This is a genomic window from Caulobacter sp. ALps2 (assembly GCF_058681635.1).
Window position 1 is genome coordinate 4,989,258 of the sequence record NZ_CM178743.1, and the last position, 15,418, is coordinate 5,004,675.

Genomic DNA, 15,418 nt, shown 5'->3' on the forward strand with positions numbered 1-15,418 from the left:
GCGATCGGGGCGGCCCTTTTTCTTTTGCTCCCCGCTGGGGGAGGATCAGGCCCCGATCAGCTCGCGGCCGATCAGGAAGCGGCGGATCTCATTGGTGCCCGCGCCGATGTCGTAGAGCTTGGCGTCGCGCAGCAGACGCTCGACCGGCCACTCCTTGGTATAGCCGGCGCCGCCCAGGGCCTGGATGGCCTCCAGCGACACCTTCACCGCGTTCTCGGACGCCATCAGGATCGCGCCGGCCGCGTCGAAGCGCGTGGTCTTGCCGGCGTCGCAAGCGCGGGCCACGGCGTAGACATAGGCCCGGGCCGAGTTCAGGGCCACGTACATGTCGGCGATCTTGCCCTGCATCAGCTGGAACGAGCCGATGGCCTGGCCGAACTGCCTGCGGTCGCGGACATACGGCAGGACGATGTCGAGGCACGCCTGCATGATGCCCAGCGGGCCGGCGCTGAGCACGGCGCGCTCGTAGTCCAGGCCGCTCATCAGCACCCCGACTCCGCCGCCGACCGGACCCATGACGTTCTCTTCCGGGATCTCGCAGTCCTCGAACACCAGCTCGGCGGTGTCGCTGCCGCGCATGCCCATCTTGTCCAGCTTCTTGGAGACGCTGAAACCCTTCATGCCCTTCTCGACGATGAAGGCGGTGATGCCGCGGCTGCCTTCACCCGTCTTGGCGTAGACCACCAGGGTGTCGGCGTGCGGGGCGTTGGTGATCCAGAACTTCGTGCCGTTCAGGACATAGCGGTCGCCGACCTGCTCGGCGCGCAGCTTCATCGACACGACGTCCGAGCCCGAACCCGCCTCGCTCATGGCCAGCGAGCCGACATGCTCGCCGCTGATCAGCTTGGGCAGATAGCGCTGCTTCTGGTCGGGCGTGGCCCAGCGGCGGATCTGGTTGACGCAGAGGTTCGAGTGCGCGCCGTACGACAGGCCCACCGAGGCCGAAGCGCGGGAAATCTCCTCCATGGCGATCACGTGCTCGAGATAACCCAGGCCCAGGCCGCCGAACTCCTCCTCGACCGTGATGCCGTGCAAACCGAGGTCGCCCATCGGGACCCACAGACCGCGCGGAAATTCATTGGTCTCGTCGATCTGGGCCGCCAGGGGCGCGATCTTGTCGGCCGCGAAGCGGGCCGTGGTCTCACGGATCGCGTCGGCCGTCTCGCCCAGCGCGAAATCCATCGAGGGTGCGAAATTCATCGTCATAAGTTTCCTCCCATAGCACGAACGCCCACGGATCACTGGGACCCGTGGGCGTTCTTGCTCAGTTTCCGCGAGGGAAGCAAAGAAAACTATTCTTCGTCTTCACCCGTATCCGGACCGGCAAGGCGGCGAAGCAGAAGATAGGCCGAAACCACGAAGCAGATCGCGCCAATCATGCTGGCGCCATAGCCGAACAGCTTCACTTGGCCGTCAGAGCCGGCGGCCACGGTCAGGATCCACAGGACGCCGCCGCCGAACAGGGCCAGGCCCAGGATGCCCAGGCTGATCAGCAGGCTGGTGTTGCCAAAACGCGGTTGCTCCGACTCGACCATCGGCACGTCCATCGGGTGCAGGTCGACCTCTTCGCTGGTCGAGAAGCCGCCCAGATTGAACACCGACGAACCGGTGGCCGGCGCGCCGAACAGGCTCGGCTCGCTGGGGGCCGGCTTCGGCGCGGGCGCGAAGGCCTCGACCGGGGCCGGCTTGGCGACTTCCTCGGCCTCGGCGGGCTGCGGGGTTAGGCGGAATGGCGTGAACTCGACCGGAGCCGTCGGAGCGGGTTCGACCGGCGTGGTGGTCGGCGCGTCCTGAAACAGGACAGGCGTCGGTTCGGTGACGGCCGGCTGGGGCGGGGCCGGCGGCTCGGGCAGGCCCAGGTCGTCCTGGCGAACGACCGGCTTCGTCGTCGTGGTGGTCTCGATCGGGGGCGGCTCCGAGAGGATGGCCTCCAGGCGGGCGCTGACGGCGGCGGCCGACTGTTCCGTGGCGGTCGGACCGTCCTCTTCCGGGACAACGACGTTAAGCGGCAGGCCTTCTTCCCGCTCGGCGACGACACGGTCGCCTTCCGTGCGGGTGTTGACGGCCATCGGCGTCTGTTTCGGAATGGCGCAGCTGGCGTCGTAGTCGACCTTGGGGCGCAGCACCGGGCTGGGCGCGGGCACCCATTCGCCGTTGGCCGGCGTCAGGAACAGGGTCTTCTCGGCCGAGCGGCGGCGGACCAGGGCGTCGATGACGATCCGCTCGCCCTCGAAGTCGGCCTTGCGCCACATCTCCATCGCGCACGCGGCTTGCAGCAGCGAGCCCTCGTTGATCCGGCGCAGCACGCCCGAGCGGAGAAAGTTGTCGAGGCCGATGTTGAAGGCGAAGCAGACCAGAGAATCGAACTGGTTCTGGTTCAGCGGCGCGTAGGTGTGTTCGTTGACCGAGTGGGCGACCGAGATCAGGTCGTACAGCAGCAGGGCCTCGGCGTCCTTTTCAGAGACGGAGGCGCCGGCGCGAGCGGTCAGGGTGTGGCCATAGCCGACCGTCCAGCGCCCGTCGGGGAGCTGCGCGGCCTTCTGACGGTAGCCTTCGAATCTCTTGATGAGATCGACGGCCGTCCGGGTGACCTGATGGCGCGGTTTCATCGCGGAGTTTGACCCAGTTTGAGACAGACGCGGATGCGTTCGTCTGTCCCGGCGCAAGGTCGGCGCCAGTTTTCCCTGGCGAGGCGATAAACTTCCTAGTGCAGCAGCAGCGCCGCGATCAGCAGCACCGCGAAGAAGCCGGTGAAGTCGGTCAGGAAGGTCACGAAGATCGACGACGACACCGCCGGGTCGCGGCCCATCTTCTCCAGGGCTAGCGGCGCCAGGATGCCCCCAAGGGCGGCGGTGAAGATGTTGGCGATCAGCGCCGCGCCGACGATGATCGCCAGCTTGCCGTGATGGTCTTGAGGCCCGAAGAACAGATAGGTCGCCGTGCCCATCACCAGGGCCAGGCACAGGCCGTTGACCAGGCCGACTAGCAGCTCGCGCAGCACGATGCGGCGGGCGTTGGCCGTGGTCAGCTCCTTGCTGGACAGCGCGCGCACGGCGACGGCCAGGGTCTGGGTGCCGGCGTTGCCGCCCAGCGACGAGACGATCGGCATCAGGATGGCCAGAGCCACCAGCTGGGCGATCTCGGCCTGGAAGATGGCGACGCCGCTGACCGCCAGGGTGGCCGTGGCCAGGTTCAGCATCAGCCACGGCAGGCGCGACTTGACGATCTCGATGACCGAGGCGTCGCGGCCGGCGTCGGACACGCCGGCTAGAGCGAGAATGTCCTCCTGGGCCTCGTCGCGGATGACCTCGACGATGTCGTCGACCGTGATCTGGCCCACCAGACGGCCGCCCGGCTCGATCACCGGGGCGCTGATCAGGTGGTACTTGTCGAAGATGTAGGCGACCTCTTCCTGGTCCATCGCCACGTCGATTTCGGTGACGGCCTCCATCAGCTCGGCCAGCGGCGTCTCACGGCGGCTGCGCAGCAGGATGCTGATCGGGATCGCTCCCACCGGCTTGAAGGTCGGATCGACCACGTAGACGTCGAAGAACAGTTCGGGCAGCTGGTCGCCCGCCTCGCGGACGTGGTCGATGGTCTGGCCGACGGTCCAGAATTCCGGCGCGGCCAGGAACTCGCGCTGCATCAGGCGGCCGGCGGTCTCGTCCTCGTACGACAGCGTCGTCTCGATGGCGGCGCGGTCCAGCTCGCCCATGGCGGCCAGCACCTGGAAGCGCTTGGTGTCGTCCAGGTCGTCGATCACGTCGGCGGCGTCGTCGGTGTCCAACTCTTCCAGCGCGCGAGCCAAGGTCACCGACGGGGTGGCCTCCAGCACCTCCTCGCGGATGTTGTCTTCCAGCTCCGAAATGATCTCGCCCAGCGCCTCGGGATCCAGCAGCGGGATCACCTCCTCGCGGTAGTCCGCCGTCAGGAAGCCCATGAGGTCGGCGACATCGGCCGGGTCCAGCGCGCCCACCAGCTCGCGCAGGCGCTTGGTGTCGCCGCTGTCGGCGGCGTCGACGACCATTTCCACATATTCGGGATTGAGGGCGTAGTCGTCGCCAAGGGCGAGATCTTCCAGCTCCTCGGCGGTCTCGGACTTGGCCAGCGGGATGTCGTCCAGCATTTCGTCAGTCAGTTCGGCGGTGTCCCGGGTCATGGGGGCCTCCTGAGCTCAAGAGCTGCTGGGTTCGTGGTTTTGGTCCGATGAAGCGACCCTGAGGCGAAATCAGGGCCCGAAACGATTAGAGCGCCCCTAGCGAGTCGGAAACCGATTTCGCCGGGAGCGCTCTATTCTGTGTTCAACACTGGTGCGGTCGAGAAGACTCGAACTTCCACATCTTGCGATACAGCGACCTCAACGCTGCGCGTCTACCAATTCCGCCACGACCGCATCGTGGTGAGGGGCGGCAGGTAGCAAACTGAATCGGGTTTGGGAAGCCGGAAGTTCGCTCTGTGCGAACTTCGAGCCTGCGACGAATTAAGCGCCGCCGGCCATGTAGTCGTAGACGTCGGCCGCGCGGGTCACCTGGATGGCGATGCGGTCGTCGCTGATCTGGATCTCGCCACGCGCGATCGGGTGGTTGTTGGCCAGGATCCACACTTCGTCATTGGTCTTGGCGTCCAGCGGGATCACCGCGCCGCGGCCCATGCGCAGCAGTTGCTGCATGGGGAGGATCGACCGGCCGAGCAGGACGGAGATCTCGACATTGACGGCGTTGACCTGGCTCACGAAGTAAGACCCTTGAACTGACACACGCGACCGACACAGGTCGCCGCCGTCTCGATCGCAAGATTAGGGCCACATGCTTGCTCTCCCGTTAAACGCTGAAAATACTGGACTTCCGACCATGGAACGCGACGACGCCGCGCCCGTGGGGTGGGCGGTTTCGACCGACTACGTGCCCTACCCGGCAGCCGTTGCCGCCATGGAGGCCCGCGCCGCCGCCATCGCCGAGGGCGCGGCGGGCGAGCTGATCTGGCTGCTGGAGCATCCGCCGCTCTATACGGCGGGCGTTTCGGCCAAGCCGGACGACCTGATCCAGCCCGACCGCTTCCCGGTCTTCGAGAGCGGGCGTGGCGGGCAGTTCACCTATCACGGGCCCGGCCAGCGGGTGGCCTATGTCATGCTGGACCTGACCCAGCGCGGCCGTGACGTACGCGCCTTCGTCGCGGCGCTGGAGGCCTGGATCATCGACGCCCTGGCCGCCTTCAACGTCACTGGCGAGCTGCGCGATGGCCGGGTGGGCGTCTGGGTCGAGCGCAAGGGCGCGGGCTGGAGCCGCGAGGACAAGATCGCCGCGATCGGGGTCAAGCTGCGCAAATGGGTCAGCTTCCACGGCATCAGCCTGAACGTGGAGCCGGATCTCGGCCACTTCTCCGGCATCGTGCCGTGCGGCCAGACCGAGCACGGGGTGACCAGCCTGGTCGACCTGGGGCTGCCGGTGACGCTGGATGAGACGGACGCGGCGCTGAAGGCTAGCTTTGTGAAGGTGTTCGGGCCGGTCGCCGAGGCGGCGGCGCCCCTCCCCTAATCCGATCTTCCCGGCGAAAGCCGGGACCCAGATCCCAGAGCGCTTGGGCTGATTGGAAGAGCACCGGCGCTCACGGAACCAACCCCAGCATTCTTCCAGCTGGGCCCCGGCTTTCGCCGGGGAAACGGAGGGTGGGGCTTAGATCGCGACCTGCTTCAACGGGTTCACGCCATAGCGGTTGGCGCCCTGCTCGCCGCCCATGACGCCCAGCTCGACGATCGCCCAGACGAGCACGAGCGAGAAAGCAAAGTCGGTGAAGCTCTTGGGGATCGGCCACACCGCGATCGTGGCCATCAGGATCAATAGCGCCCACCACCCCGAGCGCCCGCGATCATGCAGGCGCTTGGACAGTACGCACGCGCCAGAGAACAGCAGCGCGGGATACACCAGCCAGCCGGTGAGCAGGTGGAGAGGACGCGCGTCGCCAATCGTCGCCTCGTATAGGACGGCAAGCCCCAGCAACACGCCGGCCGCGATCAGGAACGGCGTCCGCGCCAGCCTGCCGTTCGACGACAGGAACAGCTCCGCCCATTCGCTACGATCGCTCATTTCGCCTCAGCTCCGACTCGTGTCGGCAATCTAGGCGCTGACTTACGCGAACTCCACCAGCACCTCGTCGGCCGCGACGGGATCGCCGCCCTTGGCGTTGACGGCCTTGACCACCCCATCCCGCTCGGCGCGGATGATGTTCTGCATCTTCATGGCCTCGAGCACGCAGACGACCTCGCCCTCGCGGACCTGCTGGCCGGCGGTGACGTCCATCGACACCACCAGGCCCGGCATCGGGGAGAGCACCAGCTTGGAGGTGTCGGCGGCCTGCTTCTCGGGCAGCTTGTCGTGCAGTTCGGCGTTGCGCGGGGTCAGGACCAGCACCCGGGCCCTGGTCGCGCGGTGGCGGATGTCGAAACCCTCGGCGGCGGGCGAGGCCTGAACCGTGAAGGCCTTGCCGTCCAGGGTCGCCTTGAACACCGGCTTGCCCGGACGCCAGTCGATGTCGGTCAGCACCAGGGTGCGGCCCTCGTCCAGCATCTCGACGGCGATGTCGCCCTCCCCGCTGACCTTCACGCGGCGCTTGGTGTGGCCGACAGCCACGACCCAGTCCGTACGCGGCGCGCTGGCCAGGCCCGAGGCGTAAGAGCGGGCGCGGGCGGCGTAGACCCGCTGCATCGCCGCGCCGACGGCGGTCAGGATGTCGAGCTGCTCGGGCGTCGGCTCTGTGCCGGCGAAGCCTTCGGGGAACTCGTCCTTGATGTAGTTGGTCGAGATCTTGCCGGACCGGAAGCGCTCCTGGTCCATCACGGCGGCAAGGAACGGGATGTTCTGGCCCAGGCCCTCGATGTGGAAGTCCTCCAGCGCCCGGCCCATGCCGTCGATCGCCGCGATCCGGGTCGGGGCCCAGGCGCACAGCTTGGAGATCATCGGGTCGTAGTACATTGAGATCTCGTCGCCCTCGCGGACGCCGGCGTCGTTGCGGACTTTATAGCCTTCACGCTGCCCCTCTTCCGGAGGGTCGTAGCGAACCAGGCGGCCGATCGACGGCAGGAACTTGCGGTAGGGATCCTCGGCGTAGATGCGGCTCTCGATGGCCCAGCCGTTGATCTTCAGGTCATCCTGACCAAAGCTCATCTTCTCCCCGTAGGCGCTGCGGATCATCTGCTCGACCAGGTCCAGGCCCGTGATCAGCTCGGTGACCGGGTGCTCGACCTGCAGGCGGGTGTTCATCTCCAGGAAGAAGAAGCTCTTGTCCTGGCCGGCGACGAACTCGACCGTGCCGGCGCTGTCGTAGTTCACGGCCTTGGCCAGGGCGACGGCCTGGGCGCCCATGGCGGCGCGGGTGGCCTCGTCCAGCAGGGGCGACGGGGCTTCCTCGATGACCTTCTGGTTTCGGCGCTGGATCGAGCACTCGCGCTCGAACAGGTGGACGACATTGCCGTGCTTGTCGCCCAGCACCTGGATCTCGATGTGGCGCGGGCTTTCGATGAACTTCTCGATGAAGATCCGGTCGTCGCCGAAGCTGGCCTTGGCCTCGGCGCGGACGGCCGGGAAGCCCTCCTCGACGTCCTTGAGGGTCCAGGCCACGCGGATGCCCTTGCCGCCGCCACCGGCCGAAGCCTTGATCATCACCGGATAGCCGATCTGCTCGGAGATCTTGATCGCCTCGGCGGTGTCGGCGATCTCGCCGATGTGGCCGGGCACGCAGGAGACGCCGGCGGCTTGGGCGAACTTCTTGCTCTCGATCTTGTCGCCCATGGCCTGGATCGCGCCAGGGTTGGGACCGATGAACACGATGCCCTCGTCGGCGCAACGCTGGGCGAAGCCGGCATTCTCGGACAGGAAACCAAAACCCGGGTGCACGGCCTGGGCGCCCGTCTGTTTGCAGGCGGCGATGATCTTGTCGGCGACGAGGTAGCTCTGAGCGGCCGTCGAGGCGCCGATATGCACGGACTCGTCGGCCATCTCGACGGCCAGAGAACCTGCGTCGGCGTCCGAATAGACCACCACTGTCGCGATCCCCAGTCGGCGGCAGGTCTTGATCACGCGGACAGCGATCTCGCCCCGGTTGGCGATCAGGATCTTGGAAAACATCGGCAAACTTCCGCCCGTATCTTTTGTGCTTTGCAGCACGGCCTATCAGGCCCTCCCGGGTTTGCAAGCATGCCCTTACGGCGCTAAACCTTGGCCCAGGTATGACACCGGTTACCGAGAGTATGGTTCCGCGATGTCGACCATCGGGAGGAGACGGTTCACATGAAGGCGATTTTCCTGGGCTCGGCGTGCGCGCTGATCCTGGCCAACGCGGCCGTGGCGCAAGAGCCCGCCCTGCTGTTCAAGGTCTCCGGCGACAAGGGCCTGGTCGCGGACGTCGCCACGGGCGATCCCATCCCCAACTTCGCCGACAAGGTCACGCCGATCGACGGCAAGGCCGGCAAGGGTTTCCATGCCGAGGACGACGGCGTCGTCTCGTGGAACGCGCCCGGCAACATCCAGGCCCAACGCGGGACCCTCTCGTTCTTCTGGCGCTCGGGCTATCCGGTCGGCGTCGCGCCGTTCGTGATCTTCCGCGTCGGCTATGCCGATCACTCAAGCTGGGACATGGCGTTCCTGCGGATCGACTGGAACGGCCACGGCTTCGACGCCTTCGTCACCGACAACGGCCTGGCCCGCACCCGCGTCTCGTTCAAGGTCGACAAGACCCCGGCCGCCGACGCCTGGACCCACCTGGCCTTCACCTGGGACGAGACCACCGGCGTCCAGCTCTATGTCGACGGCAAGCTGGCGGCCAAGAAGGAGACCAAGGCGGTCTATGACGCCGGTCTCGACCAGTTCGGCGTCGCCGGCCGGGTGGTCGCCCCGCACCAGGTGCAGAGCCGCTACAACTTCACCCGTGGCGGCGACCTGGACGAGCTGCGCGTCTACGACCGCCCGCTGGCGGCCGACGCCATCGCCGCCCTTGCCCGCAACGAGGCCCCGGCCGCGCAGGCGCCCGTTCCGACCCTGGCCGACCCGGCCGTCCACGCCGCCTGGAAGCAGCGCTACGGTTGGAACAAGGACCTGCCGCCCGTCCTGGCCGACGCCAAGACCACGATCCGCAAGGTCGAGTTCGCCGACGCCAAGGACATCAAGCAATGGATGTGGCGCGCCAACGACGGCATCCAGGAGACCACCTGGCCCGGCGTCTACAACCGCTCGCGCCTGCCCGGCCGTGACGACTACTTCCAGCTGCCCGACTGGAACGTCTATGTCGACGGCGGCAAGGCCCTGACGCTCACCCTGCCCGACGAACCGATCAACCGCATCGAGATCCAAGGCCCGGCCTACGGCGACCTGACCTGGGCCACCAAGACCGGTGAGAAGGGTTCGCGCGTTGGCCTCCGCGCCAAGGACCAGGCCCGCACCGTCAACACCCTGGCCCAGCCGCTGAAGGGCGGCGTCCTGACCTTCACCAACCTGGCGCAGGAGACCCCGATCCAGGAGATCTGGGCCTACAACGTCTCGGCCGGGGCCGAGCCGAAGGACGCCTTCAAGATGACCTACACGGTCCGCGCCGACGTGGCGCCGGACTATCTGAACCTGGCCGACCTCAACGCCTATATCGCTGGCCGTCACCCGGCGGGCGAGCGCGCCACGGTCGTGGCCATTCCGGACGCCGCGCCGACCCGTTCGCGCCCGGCGAGCGACCTGACCGCGCCCGGCCTGCCGATCGTGCACGTGCTGATCCCGTCGGGCTTCGGCGACGCCCCGGCCGCCAAGCCGCTGGCCCGCAACTGGGCCTATGGCTGGGAGAACGCCCGCGACGGCCTGGACGGCGTGGCCATCGACATTCCTCCTCTGCCTGGCGCCGCTGGCGCCACAATCCCGCTGAATATCCAGGTGAAGGACCCGATCTGGCCGGGCCGCAACATGATCGACGTCAGCGTCTCGGTGAAGGCCGGCGAGGCTCGCACCGTCTGGCTCGACCTGCGCGACCGCATCCTGACCGCCGACAGCCTCTATCTCACCATCGCCGCCGACAGCGCCGACTTCGGTCCGAAAGCCCTGGACGGCGCCAAGATCCGCCTCGTCCTCAAGGACCGCGACAAGGCCAAGGCCGAGCACATCCAGGATCGCCTGAACCAGGTGAAGGACAACTGGGCCTTCCTGGTCGAGGAGCACACGACCTCCAAGCGCCAAGGCCTGTATCGCCGCCTGTACGCCGACATCACCGACCTGCTGAAGGTCGATCCCGACAACCAGATCGGCCGAGAGTACTGGGGCGACATCACCTATGGCAGCCAGGGTTGGCCGGCCTTCGATCAGCCCAAGCCGACCGATGGCGCCCCGCTGTGGGCCTTCCGCCAGACGGAAGACCTCAAGCTGGTAGCCAAGTTCATCAACTGGTGGATCGACGAGCGCCAGGCCGATTTCGGAGACTTCGGCGGCGGCCTGTCGGACGACAGCGACCTCTTGCAACAGTGGCCGGGCGTGGCGCTGATGGGCGTCCAGCCCGACAAGATCACCCACGCGCTGAACCGCATGACCGACGCGGTCTACAAGAACGGCATGTTCACCGACGGTCTCTCGACCATCGTGACCGACGAGCTGCACGCCTATGAAGAGGGCATCAACTCCAACTCCGAGGCGATGTACGTCAACTACGGCGACCCGCTGGCCGTCGAGCGCCTGTTCACGACCGTGAGGGCCCTGCCCCGGGTGATCGACAAGAACCCGGCCGGCCACGTCCACTTCAACACCAACTGGTACAGCGGCAAGATCGCGTACCGCGAAGGCCCGTGGGAATGGCAGAAGCCTTACTCGTTCGGCGTCGTCCACCCGTCGATCCTGATCAGCGACTATAACGGTGACGCCACCGCCAAGGCGACGGTCATCGGCCTGGCCGACGGCTACCTTGCCCACGTGGCCAAGGACGGCTCCTACCCGAACGAGATCAACTGGCGCACCGACACCGAGCGCGGCGGCACGGTGCTGCAGGGCTCGGGCGCGGACGGTCCGTTCCAGGTGTTCTGGGCCGCGTACCGCCTGACCGGCGACGCCAAGTACCTGACCCCGATCAAGTGGCGCATCGGCAAGGCCGGCATCCGGTCGCTGGGCAGCCTCAACGACAACGCCCTGGCCGAGCTGAAGCTGGGCGAGGCCAATAAGGACCAGATCGTCAGCGCCGCGAAAAAGGGCGGCGCTCTGGAGCGCTACAGCGCCTGGACCCTGACCGGCGACAAGAGCTTCCTCGAGAATCTCTATGCCGACGAGATCCAGTGGAACGCCCAGCACATGTACATGCACACCGAGGGCCACTGGTGGTCCGACCGTGTGGAGCTGCCGTCCGACATCCTGCAACGCACGCGCCTGGGCGGCATCGCCAACAAGCGCGGCCAGATGACGCCGGGCCACGTCGTCAGCTGGCGCTTCGACAACGCCGACGGCACGGACGTGGCGCTGCTGGTCAAGGACGCGACCAAGACCGGCTTCAAGGTCATCGCCTACAACACCACCGACAAGCCGGTGACGGCGACCATGACCGGCTGGAACGTCGCGCCCGGCCAGTGGAGCCTCTCCGAGGGACTCGACGCCAACGGCGACGACGCCATTGATGGCGCGGCCAGGACTCGCTCGGTCGCCTTCGAGCGCAGCCTGGGGACCAAGGTCACCCTGGGGCCGCGCCAGACGACGGTCATCGACATGAAGCTGGTCACGGCCGGCGACGATCCGGCAAAGCGCGCCGACCTCGGCATCGGTCGTGGCGACGTGGTGGTGAAGGGCTCGTCCATCACCGCCAAGGTCCACAGCCTGGGCGCCCAGGACGCCGCGGCGGCCAAGCTCGAGCTGGTCGACGCGGCCGGCAAGGTGCTGGCCAGCACCGGGGTCCCGACCCTGATGGCCCCGCGCGACCTGTCGCCGAAGGTCGCTACGGTGAAGCTGAAGATCCCCGCCGGCGTGAAGGCTCAAGGCCTGCGGGTCCGCATCGTCTCCACCCAACCACAAAACACCGCTCTGAACGACGAGGTCGTGCTGCCATGAAGAAGACGCTTGCCCTGATCGCCGCCGGCCTCGTCCTGGCCAGCGGTTCGGCCCTCGCCCAGACCGCCCCGGCCGCGGCCCCGGCCCCCGCGCCGCCCTACTCGGCCCGGGTGATCTCCCTGGCCGAGGCCAAGACCGTCGTCACGGCCGCCGAGGCCGAGGCGCGCAAGAACGGCTGGAGCATGGTCATCGTGATTCTGGAGTCGAACGGCGCCCAGGTCCTGGCCGAGAAGATGGATGGCGCGCAGTACGGCTCGAACGGCGTCGCGCTGAAAAAGGCCCAGACCTCGGCCAACTTCCGCCGCCCGACTTCCTTCTTCCAGGAGCAGGTGAAGTCGGGGACGCTGAACCCGATCTTCAGCGGCGCGACGGCGGTCGAGGGCGGCGAGCTCATCCTGTCCGACGGCAAGATCGTCGGCGCGATCGGCGTCTCGGGCGGTTCGGGCGCCCAGGACGGCGTCGTCGCTCGCGCCGGCGCGGCCGCGCTGAAATAGGCCTAACCCTCGGAGTGCTCGCGGGCGAACATCGCCAGGTAGCCCGCGATCATCTCTTCCTGTTCGGGCGCGATCAGGCGGGCGACGGCGGCGGCGAAGGTCACGGGCGCCAGGCCCGACGCGCTGACCAGCTTGCCGTCGACCACCGCCTTGGCGCTGTCGACATAGCCGTCCGCGCCGGCATAGCCCGGGACCTGCTCGGCCAGCCATTCGGCGCCGTTCGAGGTGTGCGCCCGCCCGTCGAAGAGGCCCGCATGGGCCAGGGCCGTGGTCCCGGCGCAGATGCCCGCCACCGGCTTGCCGTCGGCGAAGGCCTGGCGGATCAGCGCCGATATCGCCGGGTTCTCGCCCTTGGTCCATTCGTCGCTGCCGATCAGGATGTAGACGTCGGCGTCGCTCAGCACCGGATCGTCGAACCGGTAGTCGGCCGCCGCCAGCACGCCGCCGATCGAGGTCTCCGGATCGCCGGTCGGGGTGGCGACCTCGATCTGCACCTTCAGATATTCGCGCAGCAGGGCCAGCACGGCGCCGGCCTCCCAATCGGCCCAACCCGGCTGCAGGAATGCGACGGCGATGGTCATGCTGATCTCCTCGATCCCTACCGGATCAACGCTCGAGCGCTTACATTGGCGTTCATGACAGACGCAGCCACCCTTTCAACCGCCGGTTTCGACCTTTCGCCGCCGACGGAGCCGGAACGCGAACGCCTGGAGGCCGACCTGACGGCCGAAGAGGCCCGCGTCCTTCTGCAACACGGCACCGAGGCCCCGTTCTGCGGCGGCCTGCTGGGCGAGAAGAACCCCGGCGTCTACGCGTGCCGCCTGTGCGGCCTGCCGCTGTTCAAGCACGAGACCAAGTTCGAGAGCGGCACCGGCTGGCCCAGCTTCTACGCCCCGTTCGCCGAGGACCACGTGCTGGGCATCCGCGACACCTCGTACGGCATGGTCCGCATCGAGACCCGCTGCGCCCGCTGCGACAGCCACCAGGGCCACGTCTTCCCGGACGGCCCGCCCCCGACGCGGCTGCGCTATTGCATCAACTCGGTGTCGCTGCGGTTCGTGAAGGAAGGCGATCCTCTGCCCGATCCGCTGCATCGCGGCGATCGGATCAACTAGTTCCAACGTTGCGCACCGGTCTCCCCCAGCTTTTCTGAATTCCTATCCAATTGATATGAATTGAGCGGGCGGGCGGACCGGGCCTACCTGACTCTCGACGGCCCAGCCTTCGAGTTTCGCATGATGATGCCCCCGCCCCCCGCCTTCGAACCCGCGCAAGCCCATCGCGGCGACCGTGAAGACCCGCCGATCCTGATCGTGCCGGGCCTCTACAATTCTGGCCCCGACCACTGGCAGAGCCATTGGCAGCGCGAGCTGCCGCGCGCCGAGCGTGTCGACCAGCAGGACTGGGAGCGCCCGCTGCTGGGCGACTGGATGATCAGCCTGGCCGAGGCCGTGCGCCAGCGGCCAGGCGCGATCCTGGTGGCCCACAGCCTGGGCTGCGCCCTGGTCTCGCACTTCGCCCAGGTCACCGGCGGACGCGGCGTCGGCGGGGCCATGCTGGTCGCGCCGGCCGACGTCAATCGCGAAGGCCCGGCCGGCCGCCTGCTGGTCGGCTTCTCACCGATCCCCCGCCAACGCCTGCCCTTCCCCAGCCTGGTCGTGGCCAGCCGCGACGACCCCTATGTCGAAATCGAACGCGCCGAGGCGTTTGCGCGCGGGTGGGGGTCGGCGTTCGTCGATCTGGGGCGGGCCGGGCACATCAACGTGGAGAGCGGCCACGGGGCGTGGATGAAAGGACGTGGGTTGCTGCGGGGGCTGATGCAGAAGGTCGAGGCGGCGGAGCGGCCTAGCTAGTCGCGGCCAGCCCTTCCCGCTCAAGCGGGGATGAGGGGGTTAGGCAAGGTGGGAAGAACAGGGTCCGAAACTCTGTGCGCTCACAAAACCGGGAGAGAGCGCACAATTGCCCTCCACGCCGATCCCGGCGACGGCCTCAACTCATTGAAAAGATTGTTGGTGCGGGCGGTCGGGGTCGAACCGACACTCCTTTCGGAACCGGATTTTGAGTCCGGCGCGTCTACCAGTTTCACCACGCCCGCAGGCTTCGCGTCACCGCGAAGGGTGGCCTTCCTAGCAAAGGCCGCGCACGAATTCCAGCCGTGATTAGTCTTCGGTTCCGTGGGGCGGCGAGATCGTCTCGCCACCGGTCAGCTGGATGGCCGCGGTTTCCAGATGGTCGAGCAGGCGCTTGAACATCGCCACCTCGCTGGGAGCCAGGCCGGCCAGCAGGGTCGCCTCGTAGGCCAGGGCCAGCGGAGCGATCTCGGCGAACAGGCGGCGACCGGCGGCGGTCAGTTCCAGGGTGTGCGAGCGGCGGTCCGAGCGGACCGTGGTGCGGGCCACCAGGCGGCGGACGACCAGCTCCTGGGCCGCGCGACTGACCCGGACCTTGTCCATGGCCGTGCGGCTGACGGCGGTGTGCTGGGTCAGGGAGCCCTCGGCCAGCACCGACATCAGCCGCCATTGCGGAATGGTCAGGCCGAAGCGGTCCTCGTAGGCTCGGGCGATCAGGCGGCTGACCGCCGCCGAGGCCGTAGCCAGGCGGTAAGGGACGTAGTCCACCAGGCTGACGCCAGGTTCGGGCGCTTCGGACGCGCCAGGGGTAATCGGAGAGACCGTCGCGGTCATACCCTTCCTTTCGTCCTCCCGGGCGTGGCCGCCTTGAGAGGAGCGGCCTTTCGCCAATCCGTTTCACGTCAGCGGCTCGTAGCGTCGAACCGCGCGCATAAGCTTGATGTGGCCGTCTCGCGTCGCGGGCTCAACGCCCCGACGAGTTCACTTGCACGAACAGGTACTTTCGCACGCCGCTTGGGCAGAGAAT

12 protein-coding genes, 2 tRNA genes and 1 pseudogene are annotated in these 15,418 nt (G+C 67.5%); 5 read left to right on the forward strand and 10 right to left on the reverse strand.

What is annotated here, in order from left to right; translation table 11 throughout:
• Positions 1–45: 45 nt before the first annotated feature.
• The 5 genes from ACW173_RS23465 to ACW173_RS23485 all read right to left on the reverse strand — a co-directional run bounded on the left by ACW173_RS23465 (position 46) and on the right by ACW173_RS23485 (position 4,771).
• Positions 46–1,206 (reverse strand): isovaleryl-CoA dehydrogenase, encoded by a 1,161-nt coding sequence (locus ACW173_RS23465; protein WP_492082527.1) that lies wholly within the window; start codon positions 1,204–1,206, stop codon positions 46–48.
• An 86-nt stretch (positions 1,207–1,292) separates the two neighbouring features.
• The gene (gene spmX, locus ACW173_RS23470; protein ID WP_492082529.1) at positions 1,293–2,609 is read right to left on the reverse strand and encodes a lysozyme-family localization factor SpmX; all 1,317 of its coding nucleotides are present in this window, start codon (positions 2,607–2,609) and stop codon (positions 1,293–1,295) included.
• 95 nt (positions 2,610–2,704) lie between these two features.
• The gene (mgtE, locus tag ACW173_RS23475) at positions 2,705–4,159 is read right to left on the reverse strand and encodes a magnesium transporter (protein WP_492082530.1); all 1,455 of its coding nucleotides are present in this window, start codon (positions 4,157–4,159) and stop codon (positions 2,705–2,707) included.
• A gap of 149 nt (positions 4,160–4,308) precedes the next feature.
• Positions 4,309–4,393, reverse strand: a tRNA-Leu gene (locus ACW173_RS23480).
• A gap of 87 nt (positions 4,394–4,480) precedes the next feature.
• Positions 4,481–4,771 carry a FliM/FliN family flagellar motor switch protein gene (locus ACW173_RS23485; RefSeq protein ID WP_492086050.1) on the reverse strand — a complete coding sequence of 97 codons (291 nt, stop codon included), beginning with the start codon at positions 4,769–4,771 and terminating at the stop codon, positions 4,481–4,483.
• A gap of 34 nt (positions 4,772–4,805) precedes the next feature.
• Between ACW173_RS23485 and lipB the strand changes: the two genes are divergently transcribed.
• Positions 4,806–5,534, forward strand: coding sequence for a lipoyl(octanoyl) transferase LipB (gene lipB, locus ACW173_RS23490; protein WP_492082532.1), 729 nt, complete (start codon positions 4,806–4,808; stop codon positions 5,532–5,534).
• 138 nt (positions 5,535–5,672) lie between these two features.
• Here the strand turns inward: lipB and ACW173_RS23495 are convergent, their stop codons facing one another.
• Together ACW173_RS23495 and ACW173_RS23500 are read right to left on the reverse strand one after the other, a co-directional pair.
• Positions 5,673–6,083 (reverse strand): DUF805 domain-containing protein, encoded by a 411-nt coding sequence (locus ACW173_RS23495; RefSeq protein WP_492082534.1) that lies wholly within the window; start codon positions 6,081–6,083, stop codon positions 5,673–5,675.
• Between the two features lie 42 nt (positions 6,084–6,125).
• Complete coding sequence (locus tag ACW173_RS23500) at positions 6,126–8,120, reverse strand: acetyl-CoA carboxylase biotin carboxylase subunit (RefSeq protein ID WP_492082535.1); 1,995 nt, start codon at positions 8,118–8,120, stop codon at positions 6,126–6,128.
• Positions 8,121–8,143: 23 nt separating this feature from the next.
• Here ACW173_RS23500 and ACW173_RS23505 point away from each other — a divergent pair.
• Both ACW173_RS23505 and ACW173_RS23510 read left to right on the forward strand, forming a co-directional pair.
• Positions 8,144–12,047: pseudogene (locus tag ACW173_RS23505) on the forward strand (LamG-like jellyroll fold domain-containing protein).
• Positions 12,044–12,541 (forward strand): GlcG/HbpS family heme-binding protein, encoded by a 498-nt coding sequence (locus ACW173_RS23510; protein ID WP_492082536.1) that lies wholly within the window; start codon positions 12,044–12,046, stop codon positions 12,539–12,541. The pseudogene ACW173_RS23505 and the gene ACW173_RS23510 overlap by 4 nt, the downstream one beginning before the upstream one ends.
• Positions 12,542–12,543: 2 nt before the next feature.
• On the opposite strand, the gene ACW173_RS23515 is transcribed toward ACW173_RS23510, so the two are convergent.
• Positions 12,544–13,122, reverse strand: coding sequence for a type 1 glutamine amidotransferase family protein (locus tag ACW173_RS23515; RefSeq protein ID WP_492082538.1), 579 nt, complete (start codon positions 13,120–13,122; stop codon positions 12,544–12,546).
• A gap of 54 nt (positions 13,123–13,176) precedes the next feature.
• Between ACW173_RS23515 and msrB the strand changes: the two genes are divergently transcribed.
• Positions 13,177–13,656, forward strand: coding sequence for a peptide-methionine (R)-S-oxide reductase MsrB (msrB, locus tag ACW173_RS23520; protein ID WP_492082539.1), 480 nt, complete (start codon positions 13,177–13,179; stop codon positions 13,654–13,656).
• Between the two features lie 126 nt (positions 13,657–13,782).
• Positions 13,783–14,394: an alpha/beta hydrolase gene (locus ACW173_RS23525; protein WP_492086051.1), complete on the forward strand. Its 612-nt coding sequence runs from the start codon at positions 13,783–13,785 to the stop codon at positions 14,392–14,394.
• A gap of 157 nt (positions 14,395–14,551) precedes the next feature.
• Here the strand turns inward: ACW173_RS23525 and ACW173_RS23530 are convergent.
• Together ACW173_RS23530 and ACW173_RS23535 are read right to left on the reverse strand one after the other, a co-directional pair.
• Positions 14,552–14,636 (reverse strand) — tRNA-Leu (locus ACW173_RS23530).
• A 64-nt stretch (positions 14,637–14,700) separates the two neighbouring features.
• Positions 14,701–15,225 carry a MarR family winged helix-turn-helix transcriptional regulator gene (locus ACW173_RS23535; protein ID WP_492082541.1) on the reverse strand — a complete coding sequence of 175 codons (525 nt, stop codon included), beginning with the start codon at positions 15,223–15,225 and terminating at the stop codon, positions 14,701–14,703.
• Between the last annotated feature and the right edge of the window lie 193 nt (positions 15,226–15,418).

Bases quoted from the DNA above. Each gene is read 5' to 3' on its own strand.
- ACW173_RS23465 (WP_492082527.1), bottom strand. From the start codon at position 1,206: ATGACGATGAATTTCGCACCCTCGATGGATTTCGCGCTGGGCGAGACG.
- spmX (WP_492082529.1), bottom strand. From the start codon at position 2,609: ATGAAACCGCGCCATCAGGTCACCCGGACGGCCGTCGATCTCATCAAG.
- mgtE (WP_492082530.1), bottom strand. From the start codon at position 4,159: ATGACCCGGGACACCGCCGAACTGACTGACGAAATGCTGGACGACATC.
- lipB (WP_492082532.1), top strand. From the start codon at position 4,806: ATGCTTGCTCTCCCGTTAAACGCTGAAAATACTGGACTTCCGACCATG.
- ACW173_RS23495 (WP_492082534.1), bottom strand. From the start codon at position 6,083: ATGAGCGATCGTAGCGAATGGGCGGAGCTGTTCCTGTCGTCGAACGGC.
- ACW173_RS23500 (WP_492082535.1), bottom strand. From the start codon at position 8,120: ATGTTTTCCAAGATCCTGATCGCCAACCGGGGCGAGATCGCTGTCCGC.
- ACW173_RS23510 (WP_492082536.1), top strand. From the start codon at position 12,044: ATGAAGAAGACGCTTGCCCTGATCGCCGCCGGCCTCGTCCTGGCCAGC.
- ACW173_RS23515 (WP_492082538.1), bottom strand. From the start codon at position 13,122: ATGACCATCGCCGTCGCATTCCTGCAGCCGGGTTGGGCCGATTGGGAG.
- msrB (WP_492082539.1), top strand. From the start codon at position 13,177: ATGACAGACGCAGCCACCCTTTCAACCGCCGGTTTCGACCTTTCGCCG.
- ACW173_RS23525 (WP_492086051.1), top strand. From the start codon at position 13,783: ATGCCCCCGCCCCCCGCCTTCGAACCCGCGCAAGCCCATCGCGGCGAC.
- ACW173_RS23535 (WP_492082541.1), bottom strand. From the start codon at position 15,225: ATGACCGCGACGGTCTCTCCGATTACCCCTGGCGCGTCCGAAGCGCCC.